Annotated in this window: 17 protein-coding genes and 1 pseudogene; 4 read left to right on the top strand and 14 right to left on the bottom strand. The window is 71.5% G+C overall.

What is annotated here, in order from left to right; genetic code table 11:
- Positions 1-65: 65 nt before the first annotated feature.
- From ACF1B9_RS04090 to ACF1B9_RS04080, 3 genes are all read right to left on the bottom strand, one after another.
- The gene (locus ACF1B9_RS04090) at positions 66-1,319 is read right to left on the bottom strand and encodes an ATP/GTP-binding protein (RefSeq protein ID WP_391738912.1); all 1,254 of its coding nucleotides are present in this window, start codon (positions 1,317-1,319) and stop codon (positions 66-68) included.
- A 79-nt stretch (positions 1,320-1,398) separates the two neighbouring features.
- Positions 1,399-2,094 carry a LuxR C-terminal-related transcriptional regulator gene (locus tag ACF1B9_RS04085; RefSeq protein ID WP_391738910.1) on the bottom strand — a complete coding sequence of 232 codons (696 nt, stop codon included), beginning with the start codon at positions 2,092-2,094 and terminating at the stop codon, positions 1,399-1,401.
- Positions 2,078-3,376 (bottom strand): PspC domain-containing protein, encoded by a 1,299-nt coding sequence (locus ACF1B9_RS04080; protein WP_351074490.1) that lies wholly within the window; start codon positions 3,374-3,376, stop codon positions 2,078-2,080. Before ACF1B9_RS04080 ends, ACF1B9_RS04085 begins: the two co-directional genes overlap by 17 nt.
- Before the next feature lie 180 nt (positions 3,377-3,556).
- Here ACF1B9_RS04080 and ACF1B9_RS04075 point away from each other — a divergent pair, with 180 nt between their 5' ends.
- Complete coding sequence (locus ACF1B9_RS04075) at positions 3,557-4,894, top strand: PspC domain-containing protein (protein ID WP_391738909.1); 1,338 nt, start codon at positions 3,557-3,559, stop codon at positions 4,892-4,894.
- A 156-nt stretch (positions 4,895-5,050) separates the two neighbouring features.
- On the opposite strand, the gene ACF1B9_RS04070 is transcribed toward ACF1B9_RS04075, so the two are convergent.
- The 5 genes from ACF1B9_RS04070 to guaA all read right to left on the bottom strand — a co-directional run bounded on the left by ACF1B9_RS04070 (position 5,051) and on the right by guaA (position 10,270).
- Entirely contained in the window at positions 5,051-5,560 is a 510-nt protein-coding gene (locus ACF1B9_RS04070; protein WP_391738908.1) for a DoxX family protein, read from the bottom strand.
- A 121-nt stretch (positions 5,561-5,681) separates the two neighbouring features.
- Positions 5,682-6,950 (bottom strand): hypothetical protein, encoded by a 1,269-nt coding sequence (locus ACF1B9_RS04065; RefSeq protein WP_391739318.1) that lies wholly within the window; start codon positions 6,948-6,950, stop codon positions 5,682-5,684.
- A 113-nt stretch (positions 6,951-7,063) separates the two neighbouring features.
- Positions 7,064-7,834, bottom strand: a complete 771-nt coding sequence (locus tag ACF1B9_RS04060; RefSeq protein WP_391738907.1) for a class II aldolase/adducin family protein — start codon at positions 7,832-7,834, stop codon at positions 7,064-7,066.
- Between the two features lie 118 nt (positions 7,835-7,952).
- Positions 7,953-8,561: a Uma2 family endonuclease gene (locus tag ACF1B9_RS04055; RefSeq protein WP_391738906.1), complete on the bottom strand. Its 609-nt coding sequence runs from the start codon at positions 8,559-8,561 to the stop codon at positions 7,953-7,955.
- Positions 8,562-8,674: 113 nt separating this feature from the next.
- Positions 8,675-10,270, bottom strand: a complete 1,596-nt coding sequence (gene guaA, locus ACF1B9_RS04050) for a glutamine-hydrolyzing GMP synthase (RefSeq protein WP_391738904.1) — start codon at positions 10,268-10,270, stop codon at positions 8,675-8,677.
- Positions 10,271-10,631: 361 nt separating this feature from the next.
- Between guaA and ACF1B9_RS04045 the strand changes: the two genes are divergently transcribed.
- Both ACF1B9_RS04045 and ACF1B9_RS04040 read left to right on the top strand, forming a co-directional pair.
- Entirely contained in the window at positions 10,632-10,952 is a 321-nt protein-coding gene (locus ACF1B9_RS04045) for a chorismate mutase (protein WP_391738902.1), read from the top strand.
- Positions 10,953-11,626: 674 nt separating this feature from the next.
- On the top strand, positions 11,627-12,637 hold the full coding sequence (locus ACF1B9_RS04040; RefSeq protein ID WP_391738901.1) for an LAETG motif-containing sortase-dependent surface protein: 1,011 nt from the start codon (positions 11,627-11,629) through the stop codon (positions 12,635-12,637).
- A gap of 107 nt (positions 12,638-12,744) precedes the next feature.
- Here the strand turns inward: ACF1B9_RS04040 and ACF1B9_RS04035 are convergent, their stop codons facing one another.
- The 5 genes from ACF1B9_RS04035 to ACF1B9_RS04015 all read right to left on the bottom strand — a co-directional run bounded on the left by ACF1B9_RS04035 (position 12,745) and on the right by ACF1B9_RS04015 (position 23,213).
- A complete protein-coding gene (locus tag ACF1B9_RS04035) occupies positions 12,745-14,574 on the bottom strand; it encodes a GMC family oxidoreductase N-terminal domain-containing protein (protein WP_391738900.1) in 1,830 nt (609 codons plus the stop codon).
- Positions 14,575-14,652: 78 nt separating this feature from the next.
- A complete protein-coding gene (locus ACF1B9_RS04030; RefSeq protein ID WP_376284981.1) occupies positions 14,653-16,281 on the bottom strand; it encodes a succinic semialdehyde dehydrogenase in 1,629 nt (542 codons plus the stop codon).
- 141 nt (positions 16,282-16,422) lie between these two features.
- Entirely contained in the window at positions 16,423-18,090 is a 1,668-nt protein-coding gene (locus tag ACF1B9_RS04025) for a serine/threonine-protein kinase (protein ID WP_391738898.1), read from the bottom strand.
- 130 nt (positions 18,091-18,220) lie between these two features.
- Entirely contained in the window at positions 18,221-21,040 is a 2,820-nt protein-coding gene (locus tag ACF1B9_RS04020; protein WP_391738896.1) for a protein kinase, read from the bottom strand.
- Between the two features lie 181 nt (positions 21,041-21,221).
- A complete protein-coding gene (locus ACF1B9_RS04015; RefSeq protein WP_391738894.1) occupies positions 21,222-23,213 on the bottom strand; it encodes a serine/threonine-protein kinase in 1,992 nt (663 codons plus the stop codon).
- A gap of 120 nt (positions 23,214-23,333) precedes the next feature.
- Between ACF1B9_RS04015 and ACF1B9_RS04010 the strand changes: the two are divergent.
- A pseudogene (locus ACF1B9_RS04010) lies at positions 23,334-24,007 on the top strand (serine hydrolase).
- Positions 24,008-24,049: 42 nt separating this feature from the next.
- Here the strand turns inward: ACF1B9_RS04010 and ACF1B9_RS04005 are convergent.
- On the bottom strand, positions 24,050-25,756 hold the full coding sequence (locus ACF1B9_RS04005) for a glycerol-3-phosphate dehydrogenase/oxidase (RefSeq protein WP_391738892.1): 1,707 nt from the start codon (positions 25,754-25,756) through the stop codon (positions 24,050-24,052).
- Positions 25,757-25,777 lie beyond the last annotated feature (21 nt).

Raw genomic sequence — 25,777 nt, 5'->3', positions numbered from 1 at the left:
CGGCCGCTCCTCCGGACGCTGCTTTCGCCCACGCCCCGGGTTGTCCCGCCCCCTGTCCCTCGCCATCAGGAACGCTCCGCCTCCCCTGTACGTGATGCCAGCAGCTTGCGCCCGATCTGCCCGGCGGCCATCTTCGGCACCCCCCCGAAAGCACCCGCGAGGTAGGAGTCCGTGAGGTCCTCCTCCTCGCCCGGGTCCACATCGCTCAGCGGGTAGACCTCGGTGGCGCCGGCCCGGTCCTTCTCCGTGAGCCAGACCTGTCCCGGCTCCAGTTGCCGACCACCCCGAGGCGTGCTGAGCAATGAGGGGTCATGGGACGTGAAGACGAGTTGGGCGCCCCTGGTATTGGCCCAAGGGGCCTGGAAGAGCCGTACGACCTCCGCCGCGAAACGCGGGTGCAGGCTGGCGTCCAGTTCGTCGATCAGCAGGACCGCGCCCTCGTCCAGCGCCAGCAGAAGCGGGCCGATCAGCGCGAACCACGACCGCGTACCGAAGGACTCCCGCTTCCAGTCGAGCGATACGGCTCCGTCGCTTCCGCCGGAGTGCAGCAACCTGACCGACGGGGCCTGTCCCGGCCGCTGCTCCACCTCGGCCCCGCTGATGCCCAGATCCGCGACGCGCAACAGTTCCTCGATGCGCTCCCGAGAACGTTCATCGAGCAGCTTGCGCGCGGTGAACGCCTCGCGCTGCGCGATCTCCGTCTCCGGGGTGATGTCCCAGAGGTTCTGCTTGAACCAGTCGAAGATACGCGTGAGTTGCTGATGGTTGTCGTTGGCAGCCCGGGACAGCAGGAGCGCGTCGGCACGGGTCATACGGGCCAGCAGGGCCCGGTCCTGTACCCGGTCACCGGGGAAGTCGAAGACCTTCTCACGGGCCGCGTCGCGGTCGAACCACACCTGGCGGCGGCCCTTGGGGTAGGCGTGCAGCCACTCGGCCTCCACGCGTTCCGCGCCCAGCTCGAAGCCATAGGTCCAGCGAACGCCGTCCTCCAGCACGAAGTCGGCTTCGTAGAAGGAGCTTTCCGCCTCGGCCTTCGGATCCAGCGCGAACACCTCGCGCGGAATCCCCTGGTACGAGGTCCACTCGCCGTACGAGCTGAGGACCGCTTCGCGCATCTTCTTCAGCGCGAAGATCACATTGGACTTGCCCGACGCGTTCGCCCCGAAGATGCCCAGCAAGGGGTAGACCTGGAGCTGCTTCCCGTCGGAGAGCTCGACGGTCCGCGCGACGTCCGACTCCTCGCCCGGTGGTACGACGAAGGACAGCTCCTGCTCGTCGCGCAGCGACCGTACATTCGCCGTGCGGAATCTCAGCAGCATGCCGTCCTCCTTCCGTCGCGCACAGGGTAGCCGCGTGATCGCTCACGCGCCTACTGATCAGTCGGAACGGATCTCCAGGTCAGACCAGCCGTCGCGCCGTCGCCCACCGGGTCAACTCGTGCCGGTTCGACAGCTGGAGCTTGCGCAGCACCGCCGAGACGTGCGACTCGACCGTCTTCACCGAGATGAACAGCTGCTTGGCGATCTCCTTGTACGCGTAGCCGCGGGCGATCAGCCGCAGCACCTCGCGCTCGCGCTGCGTCAGCCGGTCCAGGTCCTCGTCGACCGGCGGCGCGTCCGTGGAGGCGAAGGCGTCGAGGACGAAGCCGGCCAGCCGGGGCGAGAACACCGCGTCGCCCTCCTGGACCCGGAAGACCGAGTCGACCAGGTCGGTGCCGGTGATCGTCTTGGTGACATAGCCGCGGGCACCGCCGCGGATGACGCCGATGACGTCCTCGGCGGCGTCCGAGACGGACAGCGCCAGGAAACGGACCGGGTTCTCCACGGCTCCCATCAGCGGTGCGCAGCGTCGCAACACCTCGACGCCGCCGCCGCCCGGCAGATGGACGTCGAGGAGGACGACCTCGGGGCGGGTCGCCGTGATGACGGTGACCGCCTGGTCGACGTCGGCGGCCTCGCCGACCACCTCGACGCCCGTCTCCTCCGTGCGGCCGATCTCGGCCTGGACGCCGGTGCGGAACATCCGGTGGTCGTCGACGAGCACGACCCGTACCCGGCGCTCCGGGCCCCCGGTCGCCTCAGTGGTCTTGGTCATCGCTCGCCCTCTCCATCTCCAGCTCGACCTCCGTGCCCCCGCCGGGCACCGAACGCAGTCGCGCCGTACCGCCGTTGCGCTGCATCCGGCCGATGATTGATTCTCGTACGCCCATTCTGTCCCCCGGGACGGAATCCGGATCGAATCCCGGGCCCCGGTCGCGCACCGAGACGAAGACCGTGCGGCCCTCGACCTCCGCGTAGACCTGCACGGCGCCGCCCTCGCCACCGTACTTGGCGGCATTGACCATCGCCTCGCGTGCGGCCTGCATCTGCGCCGCCAGCTTCTCGTCCAGCGGGCAGTCGCCGACGACGACGACCTCCAGCGGGACACCGTGCTTGTCCTCGACCTCGGCGGCGGCGCGCTTGACCGCCTCGGCGAGGGTCTCGGGCTCGTCGTCCTCGTCCTTGCCGGTGCCCTCGGGGTTGTAGAGCCAGTTGCGCAGTTCGCGTTCCTGGGCGCGGGCCAGTCTGCGGACCTCGCCCGCGTCCTCGGCGTTGCGCTGGATCAGGGTGAGGGTGTGCAGCACCGAGTCATGGACATGGGCCGCGACTTCGGCGCGCTCCTGGGCCCGAATGCGCATCGTGCGTTCCTCGGAGAGGTCCTGGGTCATGCGCACGAGGTAGGGACCGGCCAGCAGCGCGATGCCGGTGAGGACGGCGATCGCGGCGGTCAGGACGTTGCCGAGCTGGGCCGCGGAGCCGCGTACCACCATGAAGACGGCCAGGCCCAGGCCGACCAGGGCAACCCCGGCAAGACCCCGGGCCAGATGCAGGACCCGACGGCGGCTGCCGACCTCCATCCAGCGGGCGCGCCGGGCGTTGTCGGCCTGCCTCCACACCAGCACCGAACCGGCGCCGATCAGCAGCGTGGGCCAGATGTAGCGGTCGGCCTTGCTGCCCATGTCGACATTGCCGACGAAGATCATCGCGCCGAAGAACAGCGCGATGAGGGCGAAAACCTGGCCCTTGTCGGGTTTGCGGAGGCGGCGTCTGCCGTCCGGGGCGGTCTCGAAGACGGAGCGCGGTGCCTCCACACCCCCGACGCCGAGCGGGACGACGATCCAGAACACGGCGTAGAGCAGCGCGCCGAGGCCGTCCGCGAAGAACAGGCCGAGGAAGACGAACCGCACCCAGGCGACGGGCAGCCCGAGGTGCCCGGCGAGGCCGCGCGCGACACCGCCGAGCAGCCGTCCGTCGGCGCTGCGGTACAGCTTGCGCAGCGGCGGCTCCTCCGGGTCGGCGTTGAGGGAGCTCGTGGCTCGGGACGTGGCGGCTGGCATGCACCGATCGTCACATGTCCGAACGGGTGACGGCATCAGGGTCCGCCCCCGACGCGACCCTGAGAGCCCGGACCGGGGGTGCGTGGACGCACGCCCCCAGGGGTCCGTGGGGGCAATATCAGGGATCGGCCAGGGTCGGCGCGGGTCCCGGACGGGCGCTCGGCCCGTCACCATGGAGCCATGACCGTTCCCCAGGACGCCTCCCCCGGCGTCGCACCGCCCCCCGAACCGAGGCCGCAGCTGCGGCGCAGCCCGCGGCACAAGGTCGTGGCCGGGGTGTGCGGTGGGCTCGGCCGGTACTGCGACGTCGATCCGGTGATCTTCCGGATCGTGCTCGGTGTGCTGTCCGTGACCGGCGGCATCGGGCTGATCTTCTACGGCTTCGCCTGGCTGCTGATCCCGCTGGAGGGCGAGGACGAGAACGAGGCGCGCAGACTGCTGTCCGGCCGCGTCGAGGGCGCGTCGCTCATCGCGGTGCTGCTCGCGCTGATCGGCTGCGGACTGTTCCTCTCCATGCTGGGCAACGGCGGCACGCTGGCGTTCTCCGCGATGCTGTCGCTCGCGGTCGTCGGATTCGCCGTCTGGACGCAGAACCGCAGGGCGGCGGCGCCCGAGGGTCCGCTGCATCCGGCGACCGCGCAGGCGGTGGCGGACGCGCCGCCCGAGGTGAAGGCCCCGCCGTCGCCGGGCAGCCCGTCGTGGTGGCGGGATCCGATCGTCAAGGACGGCACGTCGGGGCCGGTGGGCCCCGGCTATCTGTGGGGTCCGGCCGATGTGACGCTCGACAGACGGGCGACCCGCCCGCGGGGACCGAGTGCGGACGATCCGTTCCGCGCACCGCGGCGGGAGCCCGGCACCACGGGTCCGACCTCGATCGGCGGCCTGGTCTTCCTGTTCGCGCTGATCGCGGGCGGCCTGGGCACGGGCCTGAGCTGGGACTCCCACCCCCTGGGCACGAGTCTGCAGTTCGGTCTGGCCGGCGCGCTGGCGGTGTTCGGGCTGGGGATGCTGGTCAGCGCGTTCCTCGGCCGGACCGGGTTCGGCACGGTGATGCTGGCGATGATCACGGCGGCCCTGCTGGCGGGCGCGTCCGCGCTGCCGAAGGACATCACCACCCAGTGGGTGCGCGAGGGCTGGCGCCCCGCCTCGGTGGCCGCGGTCCGACCGCACTACGAACTGGGTTCGGGGGTGGCGCGGCTGGACCTCACCGAGATCGAGGTCCCCCGGGGCGACACCGTCGTGACGCGGGTACGGGTCGCGGCGGGCCGCGCGGTCGTCGTCGTACCGAAGGCGGTGACGGTGAAGGTGGACGCGCGGGCGGGCCTGGGCGACGTCACGCTGCCGGTCAGCCGGCCGAGCGGCGCGCAGACGGGCACGCGGGTCGATGTGAACGTCAATCCGTCGCGGCAGGAGCACCGGACGCTTCCGCCGCCCCCGGGCAGCGAACCGGCCGGCACGGTCGCGCTCACTCTCGAAGTCGGCATCGGACAGGTGGAGGTCACCCGTGCTGCGTCATGAGATCCGTCCCGGACGGGCGGTGGCGGGCCTGGCCATGCTGGTCCTGGCAGCGGGATACGCGGCGGACGCGGCGGGGGCCTGGGACGCCCCGTGGGTCTTCTTCTTCCCGTTGTTCTTCGGCGGCCTCTGGCTGGCCGCCACCACGACCTGGGTGAACTACCGGATCCGTCGCCGTCGCGACGCGCGGAGGGCGTCCACGGAGAACGCCGTCGCCCCGCCGAGCAGCAGCGGCAGCCAGGCCATGAGGTAGGCCAGGTCGTTGCCGTAGTAGTACGGCTTGACCTGCCAGCTCACCGTCAGCCAGAGGCTCAACGAGATCAGCGCCCCGCCGAGCGCCGCGAGCCGCGCCCACAGACCGAGGAGGGTGCCGATGCCGACGAGGAGTTCACCGATGGTGATGGCGTACCCGAAGCCGCCGGGGCTCTTCAGAGCGAGGTCGACGAGGGCCGGGATCGCGGACGAGTCGCGTACCGCGTGCATCGTCTCGCCGATGGATCCGGGGCCGCTCGCGCGGAAGAAGGAACTGTCCGTCAGTTTGTCGAGCCCGGCGTAGACGAAGGTGACACCGAGGAAGATCCGCAGCGGCAGCAGGGCGTGCTCCCGCGCCAGTTCCCTGAGCCCCCTCTGCTCGCCCAGACCGCGTACGTTGGTGCCGTATCCCTGCATGTGGCTGCCCCGCCTTCCGTAGACCCGTCACCAGACCATACGTACGCGGTGCACGTGCCGCCCACTCGGTGGGGCGGCCGATCGGCCGGTCTCCGCCACCCGACGGGGCCTTCCCCGGCCGTCAGTCCGTCACATCGATCTCGACGCGGTTCGTCTCCACTCCGGCGGCGGTCACGACCTGCACCTCCACCAGCCCCGGTTCCACCTCCACCGGTACCGGCACGGTGAGCACTCCGTCGGTCGGGTTGGCGAAGCCGCCGGTGACCGGGATCAGCGGCACATGCACATGGACCCGGCCGATCCGGACGACCATGCGGGCCAGCCGGTCCGGCGTCCCGGCACCGGGCGGTACGAAGCCCGCGCCCCGGATCTCGATGTCGTCGCCGGTACGGATCGGCGCGTCCAGATCCCCGGCCTCCCGGGCCCGGACCACCGAGAGCACCACCGGGCGCCCGCCCTCCGCGTACTTCCCGGCGAAGTACGCGACCGCCGAGACGGTGACCAGCAGCGCGAGCCCCCAGGGCAGGTCGGGCAGCTGCTCGGGCCTGCGGGCCAGGCGGACCGCGGCGAACAGTACGGCGACGGTGCTCACCAGTACGTACTGCACATCCGTGAAGCTGCCCCGCCCCGAGTCGTCGGTGAGCAGATCGGCGGCGCGCGGCCGGTCGGCCCGCAGCTTCTGCAGCCGCCCCGACAGAGCGCGTACGGTCACCACCCGGCGTACGACCACGGCGACGGCGCACACCAGTGCCAGCACGGTCACCACCCCGGCGCCCCGGGCCAGCTCCAGCCCCTCGATCAGTTCGTCACGCTCGGCGTGGCCGGAGGCGCCCGCCAGCTGGAGGGCCTGCACGAGTACGGAGAACACCGCGAGCAGCACCCAGGACGCGGCGACCGCCCGGGAGGTGGAGAGCCGGTTGTCCTCGCCGATCACCGGGGCGAGGAGGCCGCCGCGGGCCCGGTGGACATGGGCGGCACCGGTCAGCAGGCCCGCGGTGACGAGTCCGGCGACCAGTCCCGCCGTACGGGCGTTGGTCCAGCCCGCACCGATGGCGGTGGCGGATTCGGCGACGACCAGGACGACGAGGCTCCCCCACACCGCGATCAGGGTGCGCCGCCACACCCGGTAGAGCCAGGCGTCGCCCGCTTCCCGGCCCCGTTCGGCGACGGTCCTGGCCGACTGGGTCAGCTCGTCGGAGACCCACTGACGGGTCGCGGAGGCGGACTGGGCGACCCCGGGCGGCAGCCCCTGACCGGCGGCGAATTCGTCCCGCTTGGTCAGGAAGGCGGCCACCGCGCGCCGGTGGCCCTCGCGCGCCCCGTGCGGGCAGTCGCCGCACGTGCAGCCGCCGCCGTGCGTGCTGCTCGCCCTCGCCTCGTCCAACGCCACGGAGAACGCCGCCCTTTCCTGTCCCGGTACAGCCAACTCAGCTGTTAATGCTGCGAATTGTGCCGTACGGGAGGGCTCCGGGCCGCATCGGGTCGGCCCGTCGGCGCGGATCGTCAGAATGTGCGACTGATCCGGCGCCACAGAGGCTGGTAGTTGATCCAGGCCACCAGATCGCTGCCGAGCTGCTCACGGGTGGCGACCGCGTCCCGGTGCTCGATCAGCACCGGCTTTCCGGCCGCCCGTGCGGCCAGCTGCACCTGGCAGGAGCGCTCCAACGTGATGAACCACCAGGCGGCCGCGTCCACCGAGTCGCCGACGGTCAGCAGTCCGTGGTTGCGCAGCACGATCGCCTTGTGCCCGCCGAGCGCGGCGGCGATCCGGCGCCCCTCCTCCTCGTCGACGACGACCCCGGTGTACGCGTCGTACAGCACGTGGTCCTCGTAGAAGGCACAGGATTCCTGGGTGATGGGCTCGACGAGCTCGCCGAGCGCGGACAGGGCCCGGCCGTGCACGGAGTGGGTGTGCGCGACCGCGACGAGGTCCGGGCGCGCCCGGTGCACCTGCGCGTGGACGGCGAACGCCGCCTGGTTGACATGGCGCCGCCCCTCGACGACCTGCCCCTCCCCGTTGACCAGGATCAGTTCGTCCGGCACGAGCCCGTCGAAGGGCACCCCGAAGGGGTTGACCCAGAAGCAGCCGGTGAACTCCGGGTCCCGCGCGGTGATGTGCCCGGAGACCCCGTCCTCGTACCCGTACTCCCCGAACAGCCTGAGCGCCCCGACCAGCCGTTCCTTGCGGTACGCGCGCTCCTCCTCCACGGAGTCGTGGACGGGCGGCATCGCGAAGTGGAGCTGGTCCAGGGGTAGGGGCGTGGGCTCGGGCATGGCGACTCCTCGGGGCTCCCAGGGCGTACGGGTTCGGAAGTTACCGCCGGTTGCCGCAAGTGGCCAGGGGTGCGGGCGCGGATGGCCTGTGCGGAACCGCCCCCGGGGGACGCGCCCCTTATCTGCCGCGGTTGTAGATCTGAGTGAGGTCCGCTTCGATCAGGAACGGAACATCCAGCTTGAGCTTGTTGTGGTAGATGCCCGTCGGGGTGTACGCCTGTCGGGCCGGGTCGAGTTCGTACACGTACACGATCGGCAGACCGTCAGCGTCCGCTTCCACCCGCCAGAAATGAACGACTCCGGCGGCGGCATACTTGCGCGGTTTGACGTCGCGATCACGGTCCTGGGAGTCGGGCGACACCACTTCCACGGCCAGGACGACATCCGCGGGCTCGTACCAGGTCTGGTCGGCTCCGGTGTCCGCCTCCGCCCGGTAGACCACCATGTCGGGCTCAGGGCGATTCCGCTTGTCGATCCTGATGGTCATTTCCCGGTCGACATCGAGATCCTGCGGCAGATGCTGGAGCAGCGCCTGCTCCAGCAACCACATCGTGCGGGTGTGGAATTTCCGCTGCGGACTCATGAAGACGAGACTCCCGTCGATCAGCTCCGTGTGGGGCGGGAGGCCCGGAATCCGGTCGAGGTCGTCCGCTGTCCATCCGCCCTCGGGCGGGACGGGCCACCGGTACCGCTGCTTCTCAAGCCTGGGCTCGGGTGCGGCGCTCATGATTGCTCCCATGGGGCAGAGTCTCGTCTCCTCAGCCAGCGTACCCAGCTCATACGACGATGCCGCCGCCCAAACGAATGAGCGACGGCATCGGCGTTGACCTTGTGGGAGGGTCACTCCCACTCGATGGTGCCCGGCGGCTTGCTCGTCACGTCGAGCACGACGCGGTTGACGTCGGCGACCTCGTTGGTGATGCGGGTGGAGATCCTGGCGAGGGTCTCGTACGGCAGGCGCGACCAGTCGGCCGTCATGGCGTCCTCGGAGGAGACCGGACGCAGGACGATCGGGTGGCCGTAGGTGCGGCCGTCGCCCTGGACACCGACCGAGCGGACGTCGGCGAGCAGGACCACCGGGCACTGCCAGATGTCGCGGTCCAGACCGGCCGCGGTCAGCTCCTCGCGGGCGATGGCGTCGGCCTCGCGGAGCAGGTCGAGCCGCTCCTTGGTGACCTCGCCGACGATCCGGATACCGAGGCCGGGGCCGGGGAACGGCTGGCGCTGGACGATCTCGTCGGGCAGACCGAGCTCCTGGCCGACCATCCGGACCTCGTCCTTGAACAGCTGGCGCAGCGGCTCGACGAGCTGGAACTCGATGTCGTCGGGGAGACCGCCGACGTTGTGGTGGGACTTGATGTTGGCGGTGCCGGTGCCGCCGCCGGACTCGACGACGTCCGGGTAGAGCGTGCCCTGGACGAGGAAGGCGACCTCCTCGCCGTCGGCGGCGCCCTCGGCCACGAGCTCGGCCTGAGCCTGCTCGAAGACGCGGATGAACTCCCGGCCGATGATCTTCCGCTTCTGCTCGGGTTCGCAGACCCCGGCCAGCGCGTTCAGGAACCGCTCCTCGGCGTCGACGACCTTCAGCTGGACGCCGGTGGAGGCCACGAAGTCCTTCTCGACCTGCTCGCTCTCCCCCTTGCGCATCAGACCGTGGTCGACGTAGACGCAGGTCAGCTGGGAGCCGATGGCCTTCTGCACGAGGGCGGCGGCGACCGCGGAGTCCACACCGCCGGACAGTCCGCAGATGGCGCGCTTGGTGCCGACCTGCTCACGGATCAGTGCGATCTGCTCCTCGACCACATTGGACGTGGTCCAGGTCGGCTCGATGCCGGCGCCGCGGTAGAGGAAGTGCTCCAGGACCTGCTGTCCGTGCGTGGAGTGCAGGACCTCGGGGTGGTACTGGACGCCGTAGAGCTTCTTCTCGTCGTTCTCGAAGGCTGCGACCGGTACGACGTCCGTGGACGCGGTGACCGTGAAGCCCTCGGGGGCGGCGGAGCAGGCGTCGCCGTGCGACATCCAGACCGACTGCTCGGTGGGGGTGCCCTCGAAGAGCGTGGAGCCGGACTTGGAGACGGTGAGCGGGGTACGGCCGTACTCACGGGCACCGTTGTCGTCGACGGTGCCGCCGAGCGTGGTGGCCATCAGCTGGAAGCCGTAGCACATGCCGAAGACCGGGACACCGGCCTCGAAGATCGCCCGGTCCAGGGAGGGCGCGCCCTGCGCGTACACCGAGGAGGGGCCGCCGGACAGGATGATCGCCCGGGGGTTCTTGGCCAGCATCTCGGCCACCGGCATCGTGGACGGGACGATCTCGCTGTAGACCCGGGCCTCACGGACGCGTCGGGCGATGAGCTGGGCGTACTGCGCCCCGAAGTCGACAACGAGGACCACGTCGGTGGCGATGTCGGGGGCGGCGGGGGGTGCTGCTGGCACGGGGCGGCCTTCCGGCGGTGAAGGGGGGTCGGTTTTGTCGATTCTACCGGGGTTGCGAAGGCGGGCGTCGTCACGTCCGGACGGGAGTGCGGGAAGCGCGGGCAGCGGGTCCGGGGCCCGCGGGTGTCTCAGCATCCGGGCCCCGTGTTGGTCCGCATGCGCGGCGGGGCCATACTGAGGACATGCGTCAGCACACGACCTTCGTCTTTACCTATGGCATCCGGCCCGCCGGCTGCCATGGTCGTGCTGCTTGATCCACTGACAAGCAACGTTCCAGGCGCCCCGGGCCGAAAGGCCCGGGGCGTTCTGTCGTTCCGGACCGGTCGGTTTCGGGGGCCGCATCCCACGAGGAGTCACCGTCATGGCCAGCACCGCCCCCGCGAAGTCCGCCGCCCCCGCGAAGACCGCCGCCGAGAAGACCGGCGCGCACACCGAGGAGGCCGCCGCGCTGATCGACGGCGCGAGGTCCCGCATCGACGCCCTCGACGACCGGATCATCGGGCTCGTCCAGGAGCGGATGGCCGTCTCGGCGGTCATCCAGGAGGCGCGGATCACCTCCGGCGGCCGACGGATCAATCTCTCCCGCGAGATGGAGATCCTCGGCCAGTACCGGGACGCGCTCGGGAAGCCCGGCACCTCCCTCGCCATGACGCTGCTGGAGCTCTGCCGCGGGCGGGCCTGAACGCCCTGCGGCCCGGGTGCGCGGGCGTATCCCAGTTCGGGCCGACTCTCACCCGTACGGCGCGTGACCGGGTCAGGCGCGGCTTCGTTGGTCCCGGTGTCCGTGCCAGCCAGGGGCGGCTTTGGAAGGAACCACGCGTGGCTCCGCTGGAGCGTGTGGCGTACTGCAGGGTACGCCGTGGGACCGCGCCCCAGCGTGCGTGACCGGGCGGCAGGGGACAGCAGCCCGGTCACCCCAAGAACGGTCGGCTCCGGGGACGCCCGGAGCCGACCGTATCCGGGTGGAGCGGCCTGCGTGGGGACAGCCGTCCGGCTCGGCGCCGACGCCGCACCCCGGTACTGATTCGCGCAGGGGCCCCATGGACCGATTCCCGGTCCGTGGGGCCCTTGATCATGCCGACTCCGCACCTCCCGCGCACCTCTGGCACCACGGGCCTCCTCCGTCCGGCCGCCTCTTGCGCCGTGCACGACGTGTGCGTGGCGCACCGCGGCCGGCCGACCCGCGGAGAGAGACGTGAGCGGTGTCACATAAATGTTCTGTGAGTATCCGGACAACCATTACGCCGGACCGCGGGTCAACCATGCGGAACCACCGGCCCCGCCTGTGCACCTCACGGCTGGCCCGTCCCGATATCCGTACTGCTCACAGCGGTACGCCGGACTCCTGAGGTCATCATGAAGCTTCGCCGCACCATGGCGCTCGCCGCCGCCACGGCCGTCATCGCGCCGGCCGCGGTCCTGGCCGCCCCGGCCGCGTTCGCCGACACGACGGACGGGACCACCGTCGCCGAGAGCGCCACACCCACGCCGAGCGGCTCCGAGTCCCCGGAGACCGGCACGGCCCCGTCGGCCTCCGAGTCCGCCACCGCGCCCGCCGAGGAGTCCGGCGAGACCGGCCCGAGCGAGGCGGCCGAGACCACCAAAAGCACCTCTCCGGCCCCGGACCTGGTCGCCGACGCGTCCCCGAGCGCGTCCGCGTCCCCGTCGCAGTCCCCGTCCGAGTCCGAGTCCGAGGATCCCGAGCCGACGGAGTGCGCCAAGTCCGACCTGGACATCTCCATCAACGGTCTGCCCGGCAAGATCGCCCGGGGCAGCGGCTGGCACACGTTCAAGATGAACGTCTACAACGCGTCGAAGTCCACCGTGAAGGAGATCGACTACTTCGCGGGCGCCTCCTCCGACAAGAACGGCGACGACCTCTTCACGTCCAGGCACGTCAGTCTCCAGGCCCTCGACACGGACACCGGCAAGTGGGAGGAGCTCAGCGAGGACGGCCGCGCCGTCGGCTACGTCGGCCGGTCCGACGAGATCCGCGCGGGCTACGAGGTCGACATCCCGCTGCGCATCGATGTGAGGGCGAGCGCCCCCGTCGGCGCCGGCTTCACCCTCGGTGCCGGTCTCTACGTAGGCGACAAGGACTGCGCGGGCGTCAGCGACGTCGCGTACAAGTTCAAGATCGTGAACTCCGGCGAAAGCGGCTCGAAGCCGCAGACCGGTGGCAGCGCTCCGGTGCCGTCCACCAAGCCGGCCGACAACCCGACGGGCAAGGTCTCCGGCAGCCTGGCGGAGACCGGTTCGTCCTCCGCGGTGCCGGTGTTCGCCGCCGCGGGCGGTACGGCCGTAGTGCTCGGCGCGGGCGCGATGTTCATCGTGCGGCGCCGCAGGAACGGTGACGCGGCCGTATAAGAGCCTGTCGGGCTTCAAGAGGCTTCGTCACCGTCGGTGTGGGGCTGCACTCGGAGGGGGGTGCAGCCCCTTTCCGCTCTCCCGGTCCGCCGCCGTCGTCGTCGGCGCTACGGCTTCTTCTTCGGCGGGACGGCCGGCAGACCGAGGAACGGCAGCCTCAGTGCGCCGAAGGCCTCCTTCGGCACCGCCGGCGCCTTCGGCTCGACGGCGGCCAGTCGTTCGTAGGCCCCGCCCTGTGCCGGGCGCGGGTCCGCCTCGCCCTTGTTGGGCCAGAAGGACATGGCGCGCTCGGCCTGAGCGGTGATGGTGAGCGACGGGTTGACGCCGAGGTTCGCGGAGACCGCCGAACCGTCCACCACCGAGATGCCGGGGTGTCCGTAGAGCCGGTGGTACGGGTCGATGACCCCTTCCTCGGCGCTCGCGCCGATGGGGCAGCCGCCGAGGAAGTGCGCGGTGAGCGGAGTGCCCATCAGCTCACCGATGTTCGAACCGGCGAAGCCGTTGATCTCCTCGGCGAGCAGCGTGGCGCTGCGCGTCGCCTCCTCGATCTGTGTGGGGTTGGGCGCGCCGTGCCCCTGCCGGGCGGTGAGGAGGCCCTTTCCGATGCCGCCGGATCTGCGGTACGTCGTCAGAGAGTTGTCCAGCGACTGCATGACGAGCCCGATGATGGTCCGCTCCGACCAGCGCCGGTTGGAGAGCGAGCGTACGGCGAGCGTCGGGTGCTTGGCCATGTTTCCGAGCCAGCCCAGCACCCGGCGCCCGCCGTACGGCACCTGGAGGATGGACAGCGCGCCCATGGCGTTGGAGCCCTTGCCGTAGCGGACCGGCTCGATGTGGGTGTTCGCGTCGGGGTGGATCGAGGAGGTGATCGCGACGCCCCGGCTGAAGTCGGCCTTCGCGGTGCCGTGCTTCTTGCGGTAGCGCCGGTCGCTGGTCTGCGAGCCGACGAGCGCCTCGGAGTTGGTACGGGTCAGCTCGCCGAGCCGGGCCGAGAGCCGGGGCAGCAGACCACGGTCCTTCATGGTGTGCAGCAGGGTCTGCGTTCCGTACGTGCCCGCCGCGACCACCACCTGGCGGGCGCGCAGCCGGGTGGGCTTCGCCTTCCTGCGACGGTCGGTGGGGACGGTGGTGACGCGGTAGCCGCCCTCCGGATGGTCCGCGATCGCGACGACGGAGGTCATCGGGTGGATGACCGCCCCGGCCTTCTCGGCGAGGTGGAGGTAATTCTCGTTGAGGGTGTTCTTCGCGCCGTGCCGGCAGCCCGTCATGCATTCGCCGCACTCGGTGCAGGCCTTGCGGGCGGGGCCCGCGCCGCCGAAGTACGGGTCGGCGACCGTGCCACCGGGCTTGGCCCTCGCCGTGCCGTCGGCGTCCTCGCCGTCACCGAAGAAGACGCCGACCGGGGCGAGATGGAAGGTGTCACCGACGCCCATGACCTGCGCGGCCGCCTTCAGATGGACGTCGGAGGGGGTCGTCGTCGGGTTGAGCCGGACCCCGAGCATCCGCGTGGCCTGGTCGTAATACGGCTTCAGCTCGTCCTGCCAGTCGGTGATGGACGCCCACTGCCGGTCTTCGAAGAACGGCGCGGGGGGCACGTACAGCGTGTTGGCGTAGTTGAGCGAACCACCGCCGACCCCCGCACCGGCCAGCACCATCACCTTGCCGAGCAGATGCACGCGCTGGATGCCGTAGAGCCCGAGGGCCGGGGCCCACAGGTAGTTCTTGAGGTCCCAGGAGTTCTTGGGGAGGGTCCCGGGGGTGAAGCGGCGGCCCGCCTCCAGCACCCCCACCCGGTAGCCCTTCTCGGTCAGCCGCAGGGCCGACACCGCACCGCCGAAGCCCGAGCCGACGACCAGCACGTCGTAGTCGTACGCGGCGTCGTCGTCGGCCGGCTGGGGGGAGACGGACCGATTCCGGGCAGGGCTGTCCTGGGGCATGGCTCTCCTCGGTACGAAAAGGGCGGAACGTGCTGCGGTGTTACGGGGCAGCGCGGGCGGAACGCCCTGCTACGGGGGTCAGCGCAGGCGGAACGCCTTCATCGCCTTCAGGCTGCGGGTCATGAACGCCGCGTACTTCTCGTCGTCCATGCCGAAGACCGGGGCGAGCGGGATCAGCCGCTGCTGGGCGACGGTCTGCGCCTCGGTGTACTTGAGGATGCCCTCGGAGCCGTGCCGCCGGCCGAGACCGGAGTCCTTCATGCCGCCCATCGGGGACTGCACGCTGCCGTACGCCGGGGCGTACCCCTCGTTGATGTTGACCGTGCCGGTCCGCAGCCGGGCGGCGACCTGGTGGCCCCGCTTGGAGTTCCTGGTCCAGACGCTCGAATTCAGCCCGTACGGGGTGGCGTTGGCGAGGGCGACGACCTCGTCGTCGTCGGTGAAGCGGTAGATGGAGACGACCGGGCCGAAGGTCTCCTCGTTGCAGACGGCCATCGGCGCCTCGACGCCGTCGAGGATGGTCGGCTCGTAGAAGAGCGGGCCGATGTCGGGGCGGGCGACGCCGCCCGCGACGAGCGTGGCGCCCTTCTCGACGGCCTCCGCGACGTGGCGGGTGACCGTCTCCAGTTGGCGCTCGCCGACCAGGGAGCCCATGTCGGCTCCGTAGGCGAGGGAGTTGCCGAGCCGCATGGCCTTCGTACGGGCGGCGAAGCGGGCCACGAAATCGTCGGCGACCGACTCGTGGACGTACAGCCGCTCGATGGAGATGCAGAGCTGGCCCGCGGAGGAGAAGCAGGCGCGGACGGCGCCCGCGACGGCCTTCTCCACGTCGGCGTCCTCCAGGACCAGCATGGCGTTCTTGCCGCCGAGCTCCAGCGAGACCCCGACGAGCCGGGCCGCCGCACCCTGCGCGACCTCGCGACCGGTGCGGGTGGAACCCGTGAACGAGACGTAGTCGGCGTGCTTGACGACCTCGGGGCCGATGACCGGCCCGTCACCGAGGACCACCTGGAACACCTCGGCGGGCAGCCCGGCCTCGATCAGCAGGTCCCGGGCCCACAGCGCGGTCAGCGCGGTCTCGGTGTCGGGCTTCATCACGACGGCGTTGCCGGAGACGAACGCGGGCAGCGCGTCACCGACGGAGAGCTCCAAGGGGTAGTTCCACGGCGCGATCTGGCCGACCACGCCGCGCGGCTGACGCAGCTCGGTGACCTTCGTGAGCGTCGGCACGACTCCGGTGTGCCGCTTGGGCTTCAGATACGAGGCGGCCGCGCGCCCGTAGTGGCGGGCCACGACGGCGACGGCCTGCACCTCCTCGTGGGCGTGCAGCCGGGCCTTGCCGGTCTCCAGCTGGATGAGGTCGAGCACCTCGGCCTGGCGACCGAGCACGAGGTCGTGGAAACGGAGCAGGACGGCCGCCCTGGCACGGACGGGGGTCGCCGCCCAGGCGGCCTGGGCGGCACGGGCCCGCTCGAAGGCCGTCGCCACGTCCTCGGGGGTGGACTCGGGCAGATCGGCCAGCTTCTCCCCGGTGAAGGGGGTGTGGTTGGCCGTGCGGCCGGAGCCGACGACCCCACGGGTCAGCTGGGCGATCACCTCGGGCGTCACCACGTCGGCGGCGGTGCGCACACCCGCGGGGGCGGCGGCCACGGGGTTGGTGCCGACCGGGGCGGAGGAGGTGGACGTGGAGGCCTGCGAGTCCGTCATGAGGGCGAGAGTACGGCCAGCCGCACACTTTGGGTACCCGTGAGTAACGGGTTTTCACACTCCCCACAAACAAGCCAGTGATCACTGGCAACAAAGCCCCTGATCAGGACCCCTGTGGTCGTCGGCACGATCCGGCGGGCCTCAGTCGGCGCTGTCGGGCGCCTGCCATCCACGCAGTATCGTGTCGAACTGTTCCCGTGTGGTGTCCCAGTCCGCCGCCGGACCCGTCATGTACATCGCGTACTCGGGACCGCCGTCCTCCCCGAAGTACATCTGGTCGATCGCGTGACGCGGGCCCGGATGGTTCTTGGTCTCGGTCCAGGTGAACTCCCAGAGCGAGCCCGCCCGGTCGCGGTACGTGTTGGAGTGCAGCGTCTTGCGCTCGTACCCGGGAAGCCGCTCGGCCAGCTGCTTCTCCATGTTCAGCATGTGCATGTAGGGGTTCTCGAAGTCGGGCGCCGGGTCGATGCTGATCCGGATGTAGTGCACGCCGTTGTCCGGGGTGTAGTCGATCTGGTTGCCGTCCGCCCGGCGCACCCAGCCGTCGGGCACGGTCAGGCTGAAGCCTTCGGGGTCGTTCACCCGCTTCCATCCGTCGGGTACGCCCTTCTTCGAGGTACGGGGCTTCGGCGCGCGCGAAGTGCCGGGCTCGGAGGGGGTGACCGCCGCATGGGTACCCGTGACGCCGTTTCCGGCGGGGCTCTCCGCACGATCCCGGTACTTCATCGCGGCGAGCCCCGCGCCGCCGCCCGCCAGCGCGGCGGCCACGATGACCAGGACCGCCGTACGCCACCGGCCGCGGCTGCGCCGGGTGACCGGGGACGACGCCGGGCCGGCGGTGGAACCGGCCGCCGGATGGGGCAGCTGGGCCGTGCCCGCCGCCCCCGCCCCGGACGCGGCGTCCGTGTCCAGCGTGCGCAGCACCTCGTCGGGGACGCGCTGCGTCGGTACGTACGCCTGCGCGGCCCGCGGTTCGCGGCCCTCCATGGCCTCCAGCAGCATCCGTTCCGCCTCCGCCGCCGACGGCCGGTCGTCGGGCTCCTTGCGGAGCAGCGCGGTGATCACGGGGGCGAGCGGGCCCGCCTTCCGGGGCGGCGGCGGTTCCTCGGTGACGACGGCCTGCATGGTGGAGATCGGGGACGTACGGCGGAACGGTGAGCGTCCCTCGACCGCGGTGTAGAGCGTGGCGCCGAGGGACCACAGGTCGGACGCGGGGCCGGGATCGCCGCCGCGCACCCGTTCGGGCGCCAGATAGTCGATGGAGCCGACCAGTTCACCGGTCCTGGTGATGGTCGAGTCGCCCTCTATCGCCGCGATCCCGAAGTCGGTGAGCAGTACCTGGCCGTCCCTGGCCAGAAGGACGTTGCCGGGCTTCACGTCCCGGTGCAGGACCCCCGCGCCGTGTGCCGCGCGCAGGGCGCCCAGCACATGGAGGCCGATCCTGGCGGCCTCGCGCGGCTCGATCTCGCCGGACTCCTTGGCCTCGTCGGCGAGCGACGGACCGTCGACGTACTGCATGACGATCCAGGGCCTGTTGTCGTACTCGATCACGTCGTGGACCGTGACCACACCCGGGTGCGTGATCCGGGCCGCCGCGCGGGCCTCCTTCTGCGTGCGTGCGTGCAGCACGATCCGGTCGGCCTCGGCGACGTACAGCCCGGCGGTCAGCTCCTTGACCGCGACCGTGCGGTGCAGCACCTCGTCGTGGGCCCGCCAGACCTTGCCCATGCCGCCGCGCCCGAGAACTTCACCGAGCCGGTACCTTCCGGCCAGCACCAGTCCCGCGTCCGTGCCCTGTGATCGATCCACGTGTCCCCGCCCCGTTCCTTCGGAGGCCAGATTACGGAGGGGGCCGGGGCCACGGAACCTCGCCTCCCCCACGAGACCGCACTGTGATGCTTGTCGCTCCGGCGTCGTTCGGCCGAGGCGCCGGGGTGTTTCAGTGCGTCACACGGTAGGAGGCAATGGCTTGTTCGTAGATGTCCGAAACCTTGTCGCGCCGGTTCTCCGGGCCGATGACCTGGAGGATGTGGTAGCGGCCGCCGACGATCATCGCGAGGTTACGGGCGTACACCTCACGCCCGGAGGCGTCCTGCCAGGTGAACTGGCCCTCGGCCATGGCCTGTCGGCCGACGTCGATCCGGCGCAGCCCGCTCGACCCCGACCAGCTGGAGTCACGGAAGGGCTGCAACTCCAGTTCCTTGTCCGCCTGGTAGACGAGGGGGTCGTCACCGTTGGCCTTGACCGTGTCGCGTCCGGGGACGATCAGCAGGCTGAAGCCGTCACTGCCGTAACGGATCTGACGGTCCGCGTTGGCAGGGCTGCGCTGCCAGCTCTTGGGCACCGCGATCTCGAACCCCTCCGGGTCCTTGCGCAGGGCGTAGCCCGGAGCGAGCGCGACGGCGGAGCGGCTGGTCTGCGGCTGCTGGGCGCCGGGGGGCTGCGTGGACGACTGCCCGCCGCTCCCTCCGTCGCCCGGCTCCGGTGAGCCGGACGCCGACGACGCGGGGCCGGTGGAGCGGGCGCCGGAGTCGCTGTCCGTCTTGGGCATGAACAGCATGGCGTACGCGATGGCCGCGACCAGGGCCAGCAGGATCAGCACGAGCAGCAGTCGCCCCAGCCGTCGCGGCGCCCGTCCCTCGCCCTGCCGGGGGCCGGGCGGCGGGGTGCGCAGCGCCTTGGGGCCCTTGGGCTCGCGCGGCGCTCTGGGCGCTCTCTCCGGTCCGGGCCTGTCGCGCCGGTCGGTCTTCTCCTTGGTGTGGCGGTGGCGGCCGTGGGCCGAGCCCTGGCCGAAACGACCGCGGCGCCTGCGGACCAGCTCGCCCCGGCGGCGCACGATGGGAAGCCGGGCGCTGTCGACGGACGGCAGCGGTACGACGTCCAGACCGGCCTCGGGCTCGGGCGCCGACCGCACGAGGGAACGCAGCCAGCCGCTCAGCTCCTCGAAGTCCGGCCGCTCGGTGGGGTCCTGGCGCAGCAGCGACTCGACGACGGGGCGCAGCGGACCGCACTCCTCGGCGAAGGCGGGCGGCTCCCCGCACACCATCTGGACCAGTTCCGCCGCGCTCTCCTCAGGGTACGGGGCGTGGCCCTGGACGGCGCGGTAGAGGAGCGCGCCCAGTGCCCAGAGGTCGGTGGCGGGGCCGACCGGCGGCGCCAGCTGCCAGTTCTCGTGAACGGGGCCCGCCTGCTCGGGCGCCCAGCGCTCGGTGACCGCGCCGACGACGGCGATCCGGGTCTGCCGGGCCCGCTCGGCGGCAAGGGTGGTGGCGGGGCCGCGATAGGCGGGGCCCGGACTCCCGCCCGCGACGACGTCGTCCCAGTGGCCCGGCTGCTGCCGCTGTGGGGACGGGTGCGCCGACAGCGCCGGAGAGTTGCCGTGGCGCCGGGCGTCGGCGCGCAGGGCGTCCTCGCCCGAGCCTCCGGCGGGGACGGGACGCCCGGAGCCGGGGCCGTCGCTCCAGGTGCCGGTGAGATGCAGCCGACGGCCGGGCGCCCGGCCGTCGTCCCCGTAGCCGTCGTCGTCCTCGTCGTCGTACGGGTCTTCCTCGTACAGGTCGTCCCCGTGCGGAGCCTTGGCGTACGGGTCCTCGGCGTACGGGTCCTCGGCGTACGGGTCCTCATCGGCCCGGTTCCCGGAGCCGGTCGGCTGCGGGCGGCTGTCCGGGGCGGACGGTCCCGTGTCCTTCGGCCGCGCGGTGCGCTGCACCGGGAGGCCGGCGGTGTCCTCCGCCTCGCCCGCCCCGGTCCGGTGCTGGTCCTCGCCTACCCGGGCCGCGGCGCGGGCGCCCGCGCGGTAGGCGGCGATGGCTCCGGCGCGCTCGGCCCGCGACCGCGCGGCGCCTTCCGTTCCGGGGGCGGGCGCGGGCAGAGCGGGCTTCACCGGCCGCCGCACGGCCTCCAGTTCGCCCGGACCACTGCTCTGCGCACCGCCGTGGAGGCCGTCGCCGGACCGGTCGCCGGGGTACGCGTCATCGGTGTGCGCCTCGTCGTCGCCGTACGGGTCGCCGGGGGTGCGGCCCGTCCCGATCGCCGCCGGGCCACGCGAGGCAGGCGCCTCGGCCGGGGGGACGGGCGGGGGCGACGGGGGCAGCGGAGGCGGTGCGTACGGCCCGGCCGGGCCCGTCCCGACCGCCGGGCGGCCGAAGGCGATCTCGTCCCCGTCGTCGGGCTGGGGCGTCGGCACGTACCCGCAGAGTGCCTCCTCCGCCGCACCGGTCGCCAGGCCGGTCAGCACGACGCGGCCGTCGTCGCAGACCAGCACCGTGCGGACGGTGATGTTCCGGTGGGTCCAGCCATGGGCGTGCAGCACTCGAAGCGCCGTCAGCACGTCGGAGCCGATCTCGGCGGCCCGGAAGGGATCGAGGGGACGCTCCGCGAGCAGGGCGGCGAGCGGGCGGGCCATGACGAATTCGCTCACGATCCAGAGCGAGCCGGCTTCGGCGAACACGTCGAAGACCTGGTCGAGCCGGGGATGGTCGGGGACCTGGGCCGCCGCCTGCGCGGCCTCGATGGCGCGCCGGACCGCCGGGTCCGTGGACCGTCGCACCGCGTGCCCCGTGACCCGGGCCGTCGGCACCGGGCCGTCGGCGTCGAGCACCTCGGCGTCCACCACTTCGGGCAACGGCACCTGCCGGATCAGGACTTCCTGTCCGCTGTAGGTGTCGAACGCCCGGGTCTCGACCAGTTCGTACTCATCGGACGGGGGCAGCGGAAGGCGGTAGCGGTCGGCAAGCACCCGACCCGCGTAGTCGTCCACGACGCCTCCCCAGAGCGCGCTGTCCCCCGGTCACGGAACCCGCACGAATCCATCAATTGCGCTCACTCACCGTGCAATTGACTCGCCGTTCCGGCTGCGTACGGTCTTCAGGTCTCACGATACGTGGCAAGTGCGGGACGCGCGCCGGGGTCGGTGCATCCCGGCCCTTTTCACCCATCGATCAGTCGGTGGGCGCGAACGTGTCGAACGCGGTCCTGCGCAGCGTCCGGCACTCCTTGCCGTCCCACTCGCTCGACCTGCAGCTGATCATGATCGCGTAGCCGTGGGTGCCGTCGACCTTGAAGCCCCTGTTCAGCACCCGGACCCGCTGCCCCTGCTGGGTGCGCTCGAACTGCCAGTCGGCGACGGTCGGGTAGCCGTTGTACTGGACCTTTTTCACGCCGAGGTGGTGGTAGCCGTTGCTGCTGGCCGCGACACCGCCCTTCGCGGCGTTCCAGGCCGCGGCGGCGTCACCGCCGGGCGAATCGGTGTAGTCGACCTGGACGCGCGGGAAGCCCCCGTCGGCATTGAAGATGCCGCCGGAGTTCTGCCCCGACGTGTGGTCGAGCCGGAAGTCCTCGGGCATCGCAATGGTGAAGTGGAACTGCTTGTTCGTGATGGTTCCGTATCCGGCGGGCAGTGCGTCGCCCTTGGCGCCCGGGTCGTCCCCCTTGGAACCGTCCGACCCCTTGCCCGAGTCGTCGCCCTTGCCCTGGTCCTTGCCCTGACCCTGATCGCCGCCCTGGTCCTGGGCCTTGCCGCTGCCGCTGCCGCTGTCCGTTTCCGTGGCACCGCCCTTCGGCGAGGCCCCGGCCGAGGTGGACTTGTCGTCCTTGCCACCGGCGCCGCTCGGGTTGTCCTTGCCGCCTCCGTCGAGCGTGAGCGCGAGGACCGTGCCGATCACGGCGAGCACGATCACGGCCGCGACGATCGCCAGAGTGCGGCGCGGCACCACGTCCGTGAGGGACGCGCGGGGCGGGGTGGCGGGCGTCGTGGCCTGGCGCGGCGGCGGTACGGCGGCGGAGGCCGCAGCCGGCTTCGCCGGGGCCGGGGTCGAGGGCCGGGCAGGCTTTGAAGAGCCCGTCGAGGGAGCGGCCGACGGGGGTGTCGAGGACGGGGGCGGCGTGGTGGCCGCAGTCGCGGCCGGCGCCGCCTTCGCGCTGCGCACGGAGCGCAGCGCACCGCGCAGCCGATCCCGTGCGCCCTCGACCTGCTCACCGGAGTCCGGGGCCGTCTTGGCGCCGGACCCGGAGGCCTGCCCGGGCAGCGTCATGATCTGGGTGGCGTCGGCGGGCGCGGGCACCACCGGGTCCGGCTTCTCGGGAGCGTGGATCACACCGTCGAGCAGGGCGCGCGCGCCCGCTTCGTCGAGCCGCTGATCGGGGTCCTTGGCGAGCAGGCCGTAGATGACCTCTTCCAGTGGACCGGCGTTCTTCGGTGGATCGAGCGGTTCGGTCATCACGGCGGTCAGGGTGGCGATGGCCGACCCCTTGTCGTAGGGCGGGGACCCTTCGACGCTGGCGTAGAGCAGTCCGCCGAGCGACCACAGGTCGGCGGGCGGTCCCGGCTTGTGCCCCCGGGCGCGCTCCGGCGAGATGTACGACGGTGCGCCGACGAGCATGCCCGTCGAGGTGACCGACGGGTCTCCCTCGACCTGGGCGATACCGAAGTCGGTCAGCACGACCCGGCCGTTCTCGGCGATCAGTACGTTGGACGGTTTCACGTCGCGGTGCAGGATGCCCTCGCGGTGCGCCGAGCGCAGCACGTCGAGGATGGCGAGACCGACCTCGGCGGCGCGCCTGGGTGTCAGCACCCCGTCCTCGCGGATGGCCTCGGCGAGGGACTTGCCCTCGATGAGTTCCATCACGATCCACGGCCGGTCGTCCTCGTCGACCACGTCGAAGACCGTCACGGCGCCGTTGTTGCGGATCCGGGCGATCGCCTTCGCCTCGCGCAGCGTGCGCGTGATGAGACGGCGCTTCTCGTCCTCGTCGATGGCCGAGGGGAACCGCAGCTCCTTGACCGCGACCGTGCGGCCCAGCGTCTCGTCGACGGCACGCCAGACCGTGCCCATACCGCCCCGGCCGAGCACCTCCCCGAGCCGGTAACGCCCCGAAAGGAGACGTCCGTCCTTGTCCCGTTGGGGCTCCCGTGCCTGCTCCGCCTCCGACATGCGTCCCCTCTGCGATCAACCCGCCCTGGCAGAGCGTTCATTGTCCCTCACCCCGGGACCGGTCATGGTGCCGGGTCCGCGGGCCCGTCATGATATGGCCGGAGAAAGGGATTCCCTGCCCTGCCGATTCTCAGGGCGCTGCTCGCCGCCCCGTTGCTGCTGGCGCTGTTCGGCCTCGGAACAGCGACCCTGCCCAGCGAACCACATCTCACGCCCGCGGCCTCCTACCTTCCCCGGCTCGTCGCCGTGGGCGGCGCCCCCACGGCGGCGCTGCTGGCCGACCGCGCCTCCACCGCACCGTACGGCACCTACCGCTCGACGAGCCCCGGCATCCGCAGGGCGGACCGGTTCCGGGCCGGCAGCATCACCAAGACCTTCGTCGCCACCGTCGTGCTCCAACTCGTCCGGGAGGGACGGCTTCGGCTGTCGGATCCCGTCGAGCGTCCGCTGCCGGGGCTGATCCACCGGTCTCCACGCTCACCGACCTGAACCGCTTCTACGCGGCCCTGCTGGGCGGACGCCTCCTCGCGCCCGCCCAGCTGGCGACGCTGCTGAACACCGGTGCCACGCTCGGCGCCTACGGTCTTGGCATCTATCCGCCAAAGCTCTCCTGCGGCACCACCGTCTGGGGTCACAACGGCCGCATAGCGGGCAGTTACGTCCGTACCGCCACTACGCGCGACGGCCGGCACACCCTCACATTCCGCGTCGACACGGACGCCCTGAACGATGCGGAAACGCTCGAACCGGCACTGCTCGAAGCGGAGTTCTGCGGTCGCACTCCCCGCGCCTGAGCCCCGGCCCCCACGAGTCCGGCAGGGCCCGGCCGGGCGGTCCTACAGCGGCACGATGTCCGGAGCCCCGAGCCGCGCCGCGTCCGCCGTGAGGTCGTCCGGCTGGCGCTGCGACTCCCGCTCCGCCTGCACCCGCTTCTCGTAGTGCTCGACCTCCCGGTCCATCTGTCCGTCGTCCCAGCCCAGCACCGGCGCCATCAGCTTCGCGCAGAGCCGGGCACTGAGCGTGCCCCGGTCGAAGGTCTCGATAGAGATCCGGGTCCGGCGGGTCAGCACGTCGTCGAGGTGGCGGGCCCCCTCGTGCGAGGCGGCGTAGACGATCTCGGCCTTCAGATAATCGTCCGCCGACGGCAGCGGCTCGCCCAGCGTCGGATCGCCGACGATCAGATCGAGGAGCTCCTCGGTCATGGAGCCGTAGCGGTTGAGCAGATGCTCCACCCGGGCGACATGGAGCCCCGTCCTCGCCGCGATCCTCGCGCGGGCGTTCCACAGCGCCCGGTACCCCTCCGCCCCCAGCAGCGGAATGTCCTCGGTGACGCACTCCGCCACGCGCTGGTCGAGGCCGTGCACCGCCTCGTCCACGGCGTCCTTCGCCATCACCCGGTACGTCGTGTACTTGCCGCCCGCCACGACCACGAGGCCCGGCAGCGGATGCGCCACCGTGTGCTCGCGCGAGAGCTTGCTGGTCGCATCCGACTCGCCGGCCAGCAGCGGCCGCAGGCCGGCATAGACGCCCTGGACGTCGTCCCTGGTCAACGGCGTGGCCAGGACCGAGTTGACGTGTTCGAGCAGATAGTCGATATCGGCACTCGACGCCGCCGGATGCGCCTTGTCCAGGTCCCAGTCGGTGTCCGTCGTCCCGACGATCCAGTGCCGTCCCCACGGGATGACGAAGAGGACGGACTTCTCGGTGCGCAGGATCAGACCGGTCGAGGAGTGGATGCGGTCCTTCGGGACGACGAGGTGGATGCCCTTGGACGCCCGGACGTGGAACAGTCCGCGTTCCCCGATCAGCGCCTGGGTGTCATCCGTCCAGACCCCGGTCGCGTTGACCACTTGTTTGGCCCTGACCTCGTACTCCCCGCCCGCCTCGACGTCCTCCACCCGGGCACCGACGACCCGCTCGCCCTCCCGGAGGAAGCCGATGACCCGCGCACGGTTCGCCACACGCGCGCCATATCCGGCGGCGGTGCGCACCAGGGTCGCCACGTAGCGGGCGTCGTCCATCTGCGCGTCGTAGTACTGCAACGCCCCGACCAGGGCGTCCTTCCGAAGCGCCGGGGCGACCCGCAGAGCTCGGCGGCGGGAGAGATGGCGGTGGACGGGCAGGCCGCGGCCGTGCCCCGACGACACCGACATCGCGTCGTAGAGCGCCACACCGGAGCCGGCGTAGAGCCGCTCCCAGCCCTTGTGCTGCAGCGGATAGAGGAACGGCACGGGCTTCACCAGGTGCGGGGCCAGCCGCTCCAGGAGCAGCCCGCGCTCCTTCAGGGCCTCCCGGACGAGCGCGAAGTCCAGCATCTCCAGATACCGAAGCCCGCCGTGGATCAGCTTGCTCGATCTGCTCGATGTGCCCGAGGCCCAGTCGCGCGCCTCGACCAGACCGGTCGAGAGCCCTCTCGTCGCCGCGTCCAGCGCCGTACCGGCGCCGACCACGCCCGCCCCCACGACCAGCACGTCCAGTTCGCGCTCGGCCATCGCGGCGAGCGCCTCGGCGCGCTCCGCGGGTCCCAGTGTCGCTGTCCTCACCGCTGCCTCCCGGGGTAGATC

It is taken from the genome of Streptomyces sp. NPDC014727 (assembly GCF_043083485.1).
Taxonomy (GTDB): Bacteria; Actinomycetota; Actinomycetes; order Streptomycetales; family Streptomycetaceae; genus Streptomyces.
This window is presented reverse-complemented; position numbering and strand designations above follow the sequence as displayed.

What these genes read in the sequence shown, in the direction of transcription:
- ACF1B9_RS04090 (WP_391738912.1), bottom strand. Translation starts at nt 1,319, where the DNA reads ATGCTGCTGAGATTCCGCACGGCGAATGTACGGTCGCTGCGCGACGAG.
- ACF1B9_RS04085 (WP_391738910.1), bottom strand. Translation starts at nt 2,094, where the DNA reads ATGACCAAGACCACTGAGGCGACCGGGGGCCCGGAGCGCCGGGTACGG.
- ACF1B9_RS04080 (WP_351074490.1), bottom strand. Translation starts at nt 3,376, where the DNA reads ATGCCAGCCGCCACGTCCCGAGCCACGAGCTCCCTCAACGCCGACCCG.
- ACF1B9_RS04075 (WP_391738909.1), top strand. Translation starts at nt 3,557, where the DNA reads ATGACCGTTCCCCAGGACGCCTCCCCCGGCGTCGCACCGCCCCCCGAA.
- ACF1B9_RS04070 (WP_391738908.1), bottom strand. Translation starts at nt 5,560, where the DNA reads ATGCAGGGATACGGCACCAACGTACGCGGTCTGGGCGAGCAGAGGGGG.
- ACF1B9_RS04060 (WP_391738907.1), bottom strand. Translation starts at nt 7,834, where the DNA reads ATGCCCGAGCCCACGCCCCTACCCCTGGACCAGCTCCACTTCGCGATG.
- ACF1B9_RS04055 (WP_391738906.1), bottom strand. Translation starts at nt 8,561, where the DNA reads ATGAGCGCCGCACCCGAGCCCAGGCTTGAGAAGCAGCGGTACCGGTGG.
- ACF1B9_RS04045 (WP_391738902.1), top strand. Translation starts at nt 10,632, where the DNA reads ATGGCCAGCACCGCCCCCGCGAAGTCCGCCGCCCCCGCGAAGACCGCC.
- ACF1B9_RS04040 (WP_391738901.1), top strand. Translation starts at nt 11,627, where the DNA reads ATGAAGCTTCGCCGCACCATGGCGCTCGCCGCCGCCACGGCCGTCATC.
- ACF1B9_RS04035 (WP_391738900.1), bottom strand. Translation starts at nt 14,574, where the DNA reads ATGCCCCAGGACAGCCCTGCCCGGAATCGGTCCGTCTCCCCCCAGCCG.
- ACF1B9_RS04030 (WP_376284981.1), bottom strand. Translation starts at nt 16,281, where the DNA reads ATGACGGACTCGCAGGCCTCCACGTCCACCTCCTCCGCCCCGGTCGGC.
- ACF1B9_RS04015 (WP_391738894.1), bottom strand. Translation starts at nt 23,213, where the DNA reads ATGTCGGAGGCGGAGCAGGCACGGGAGCCCCAACGGGACAAGGACGGA.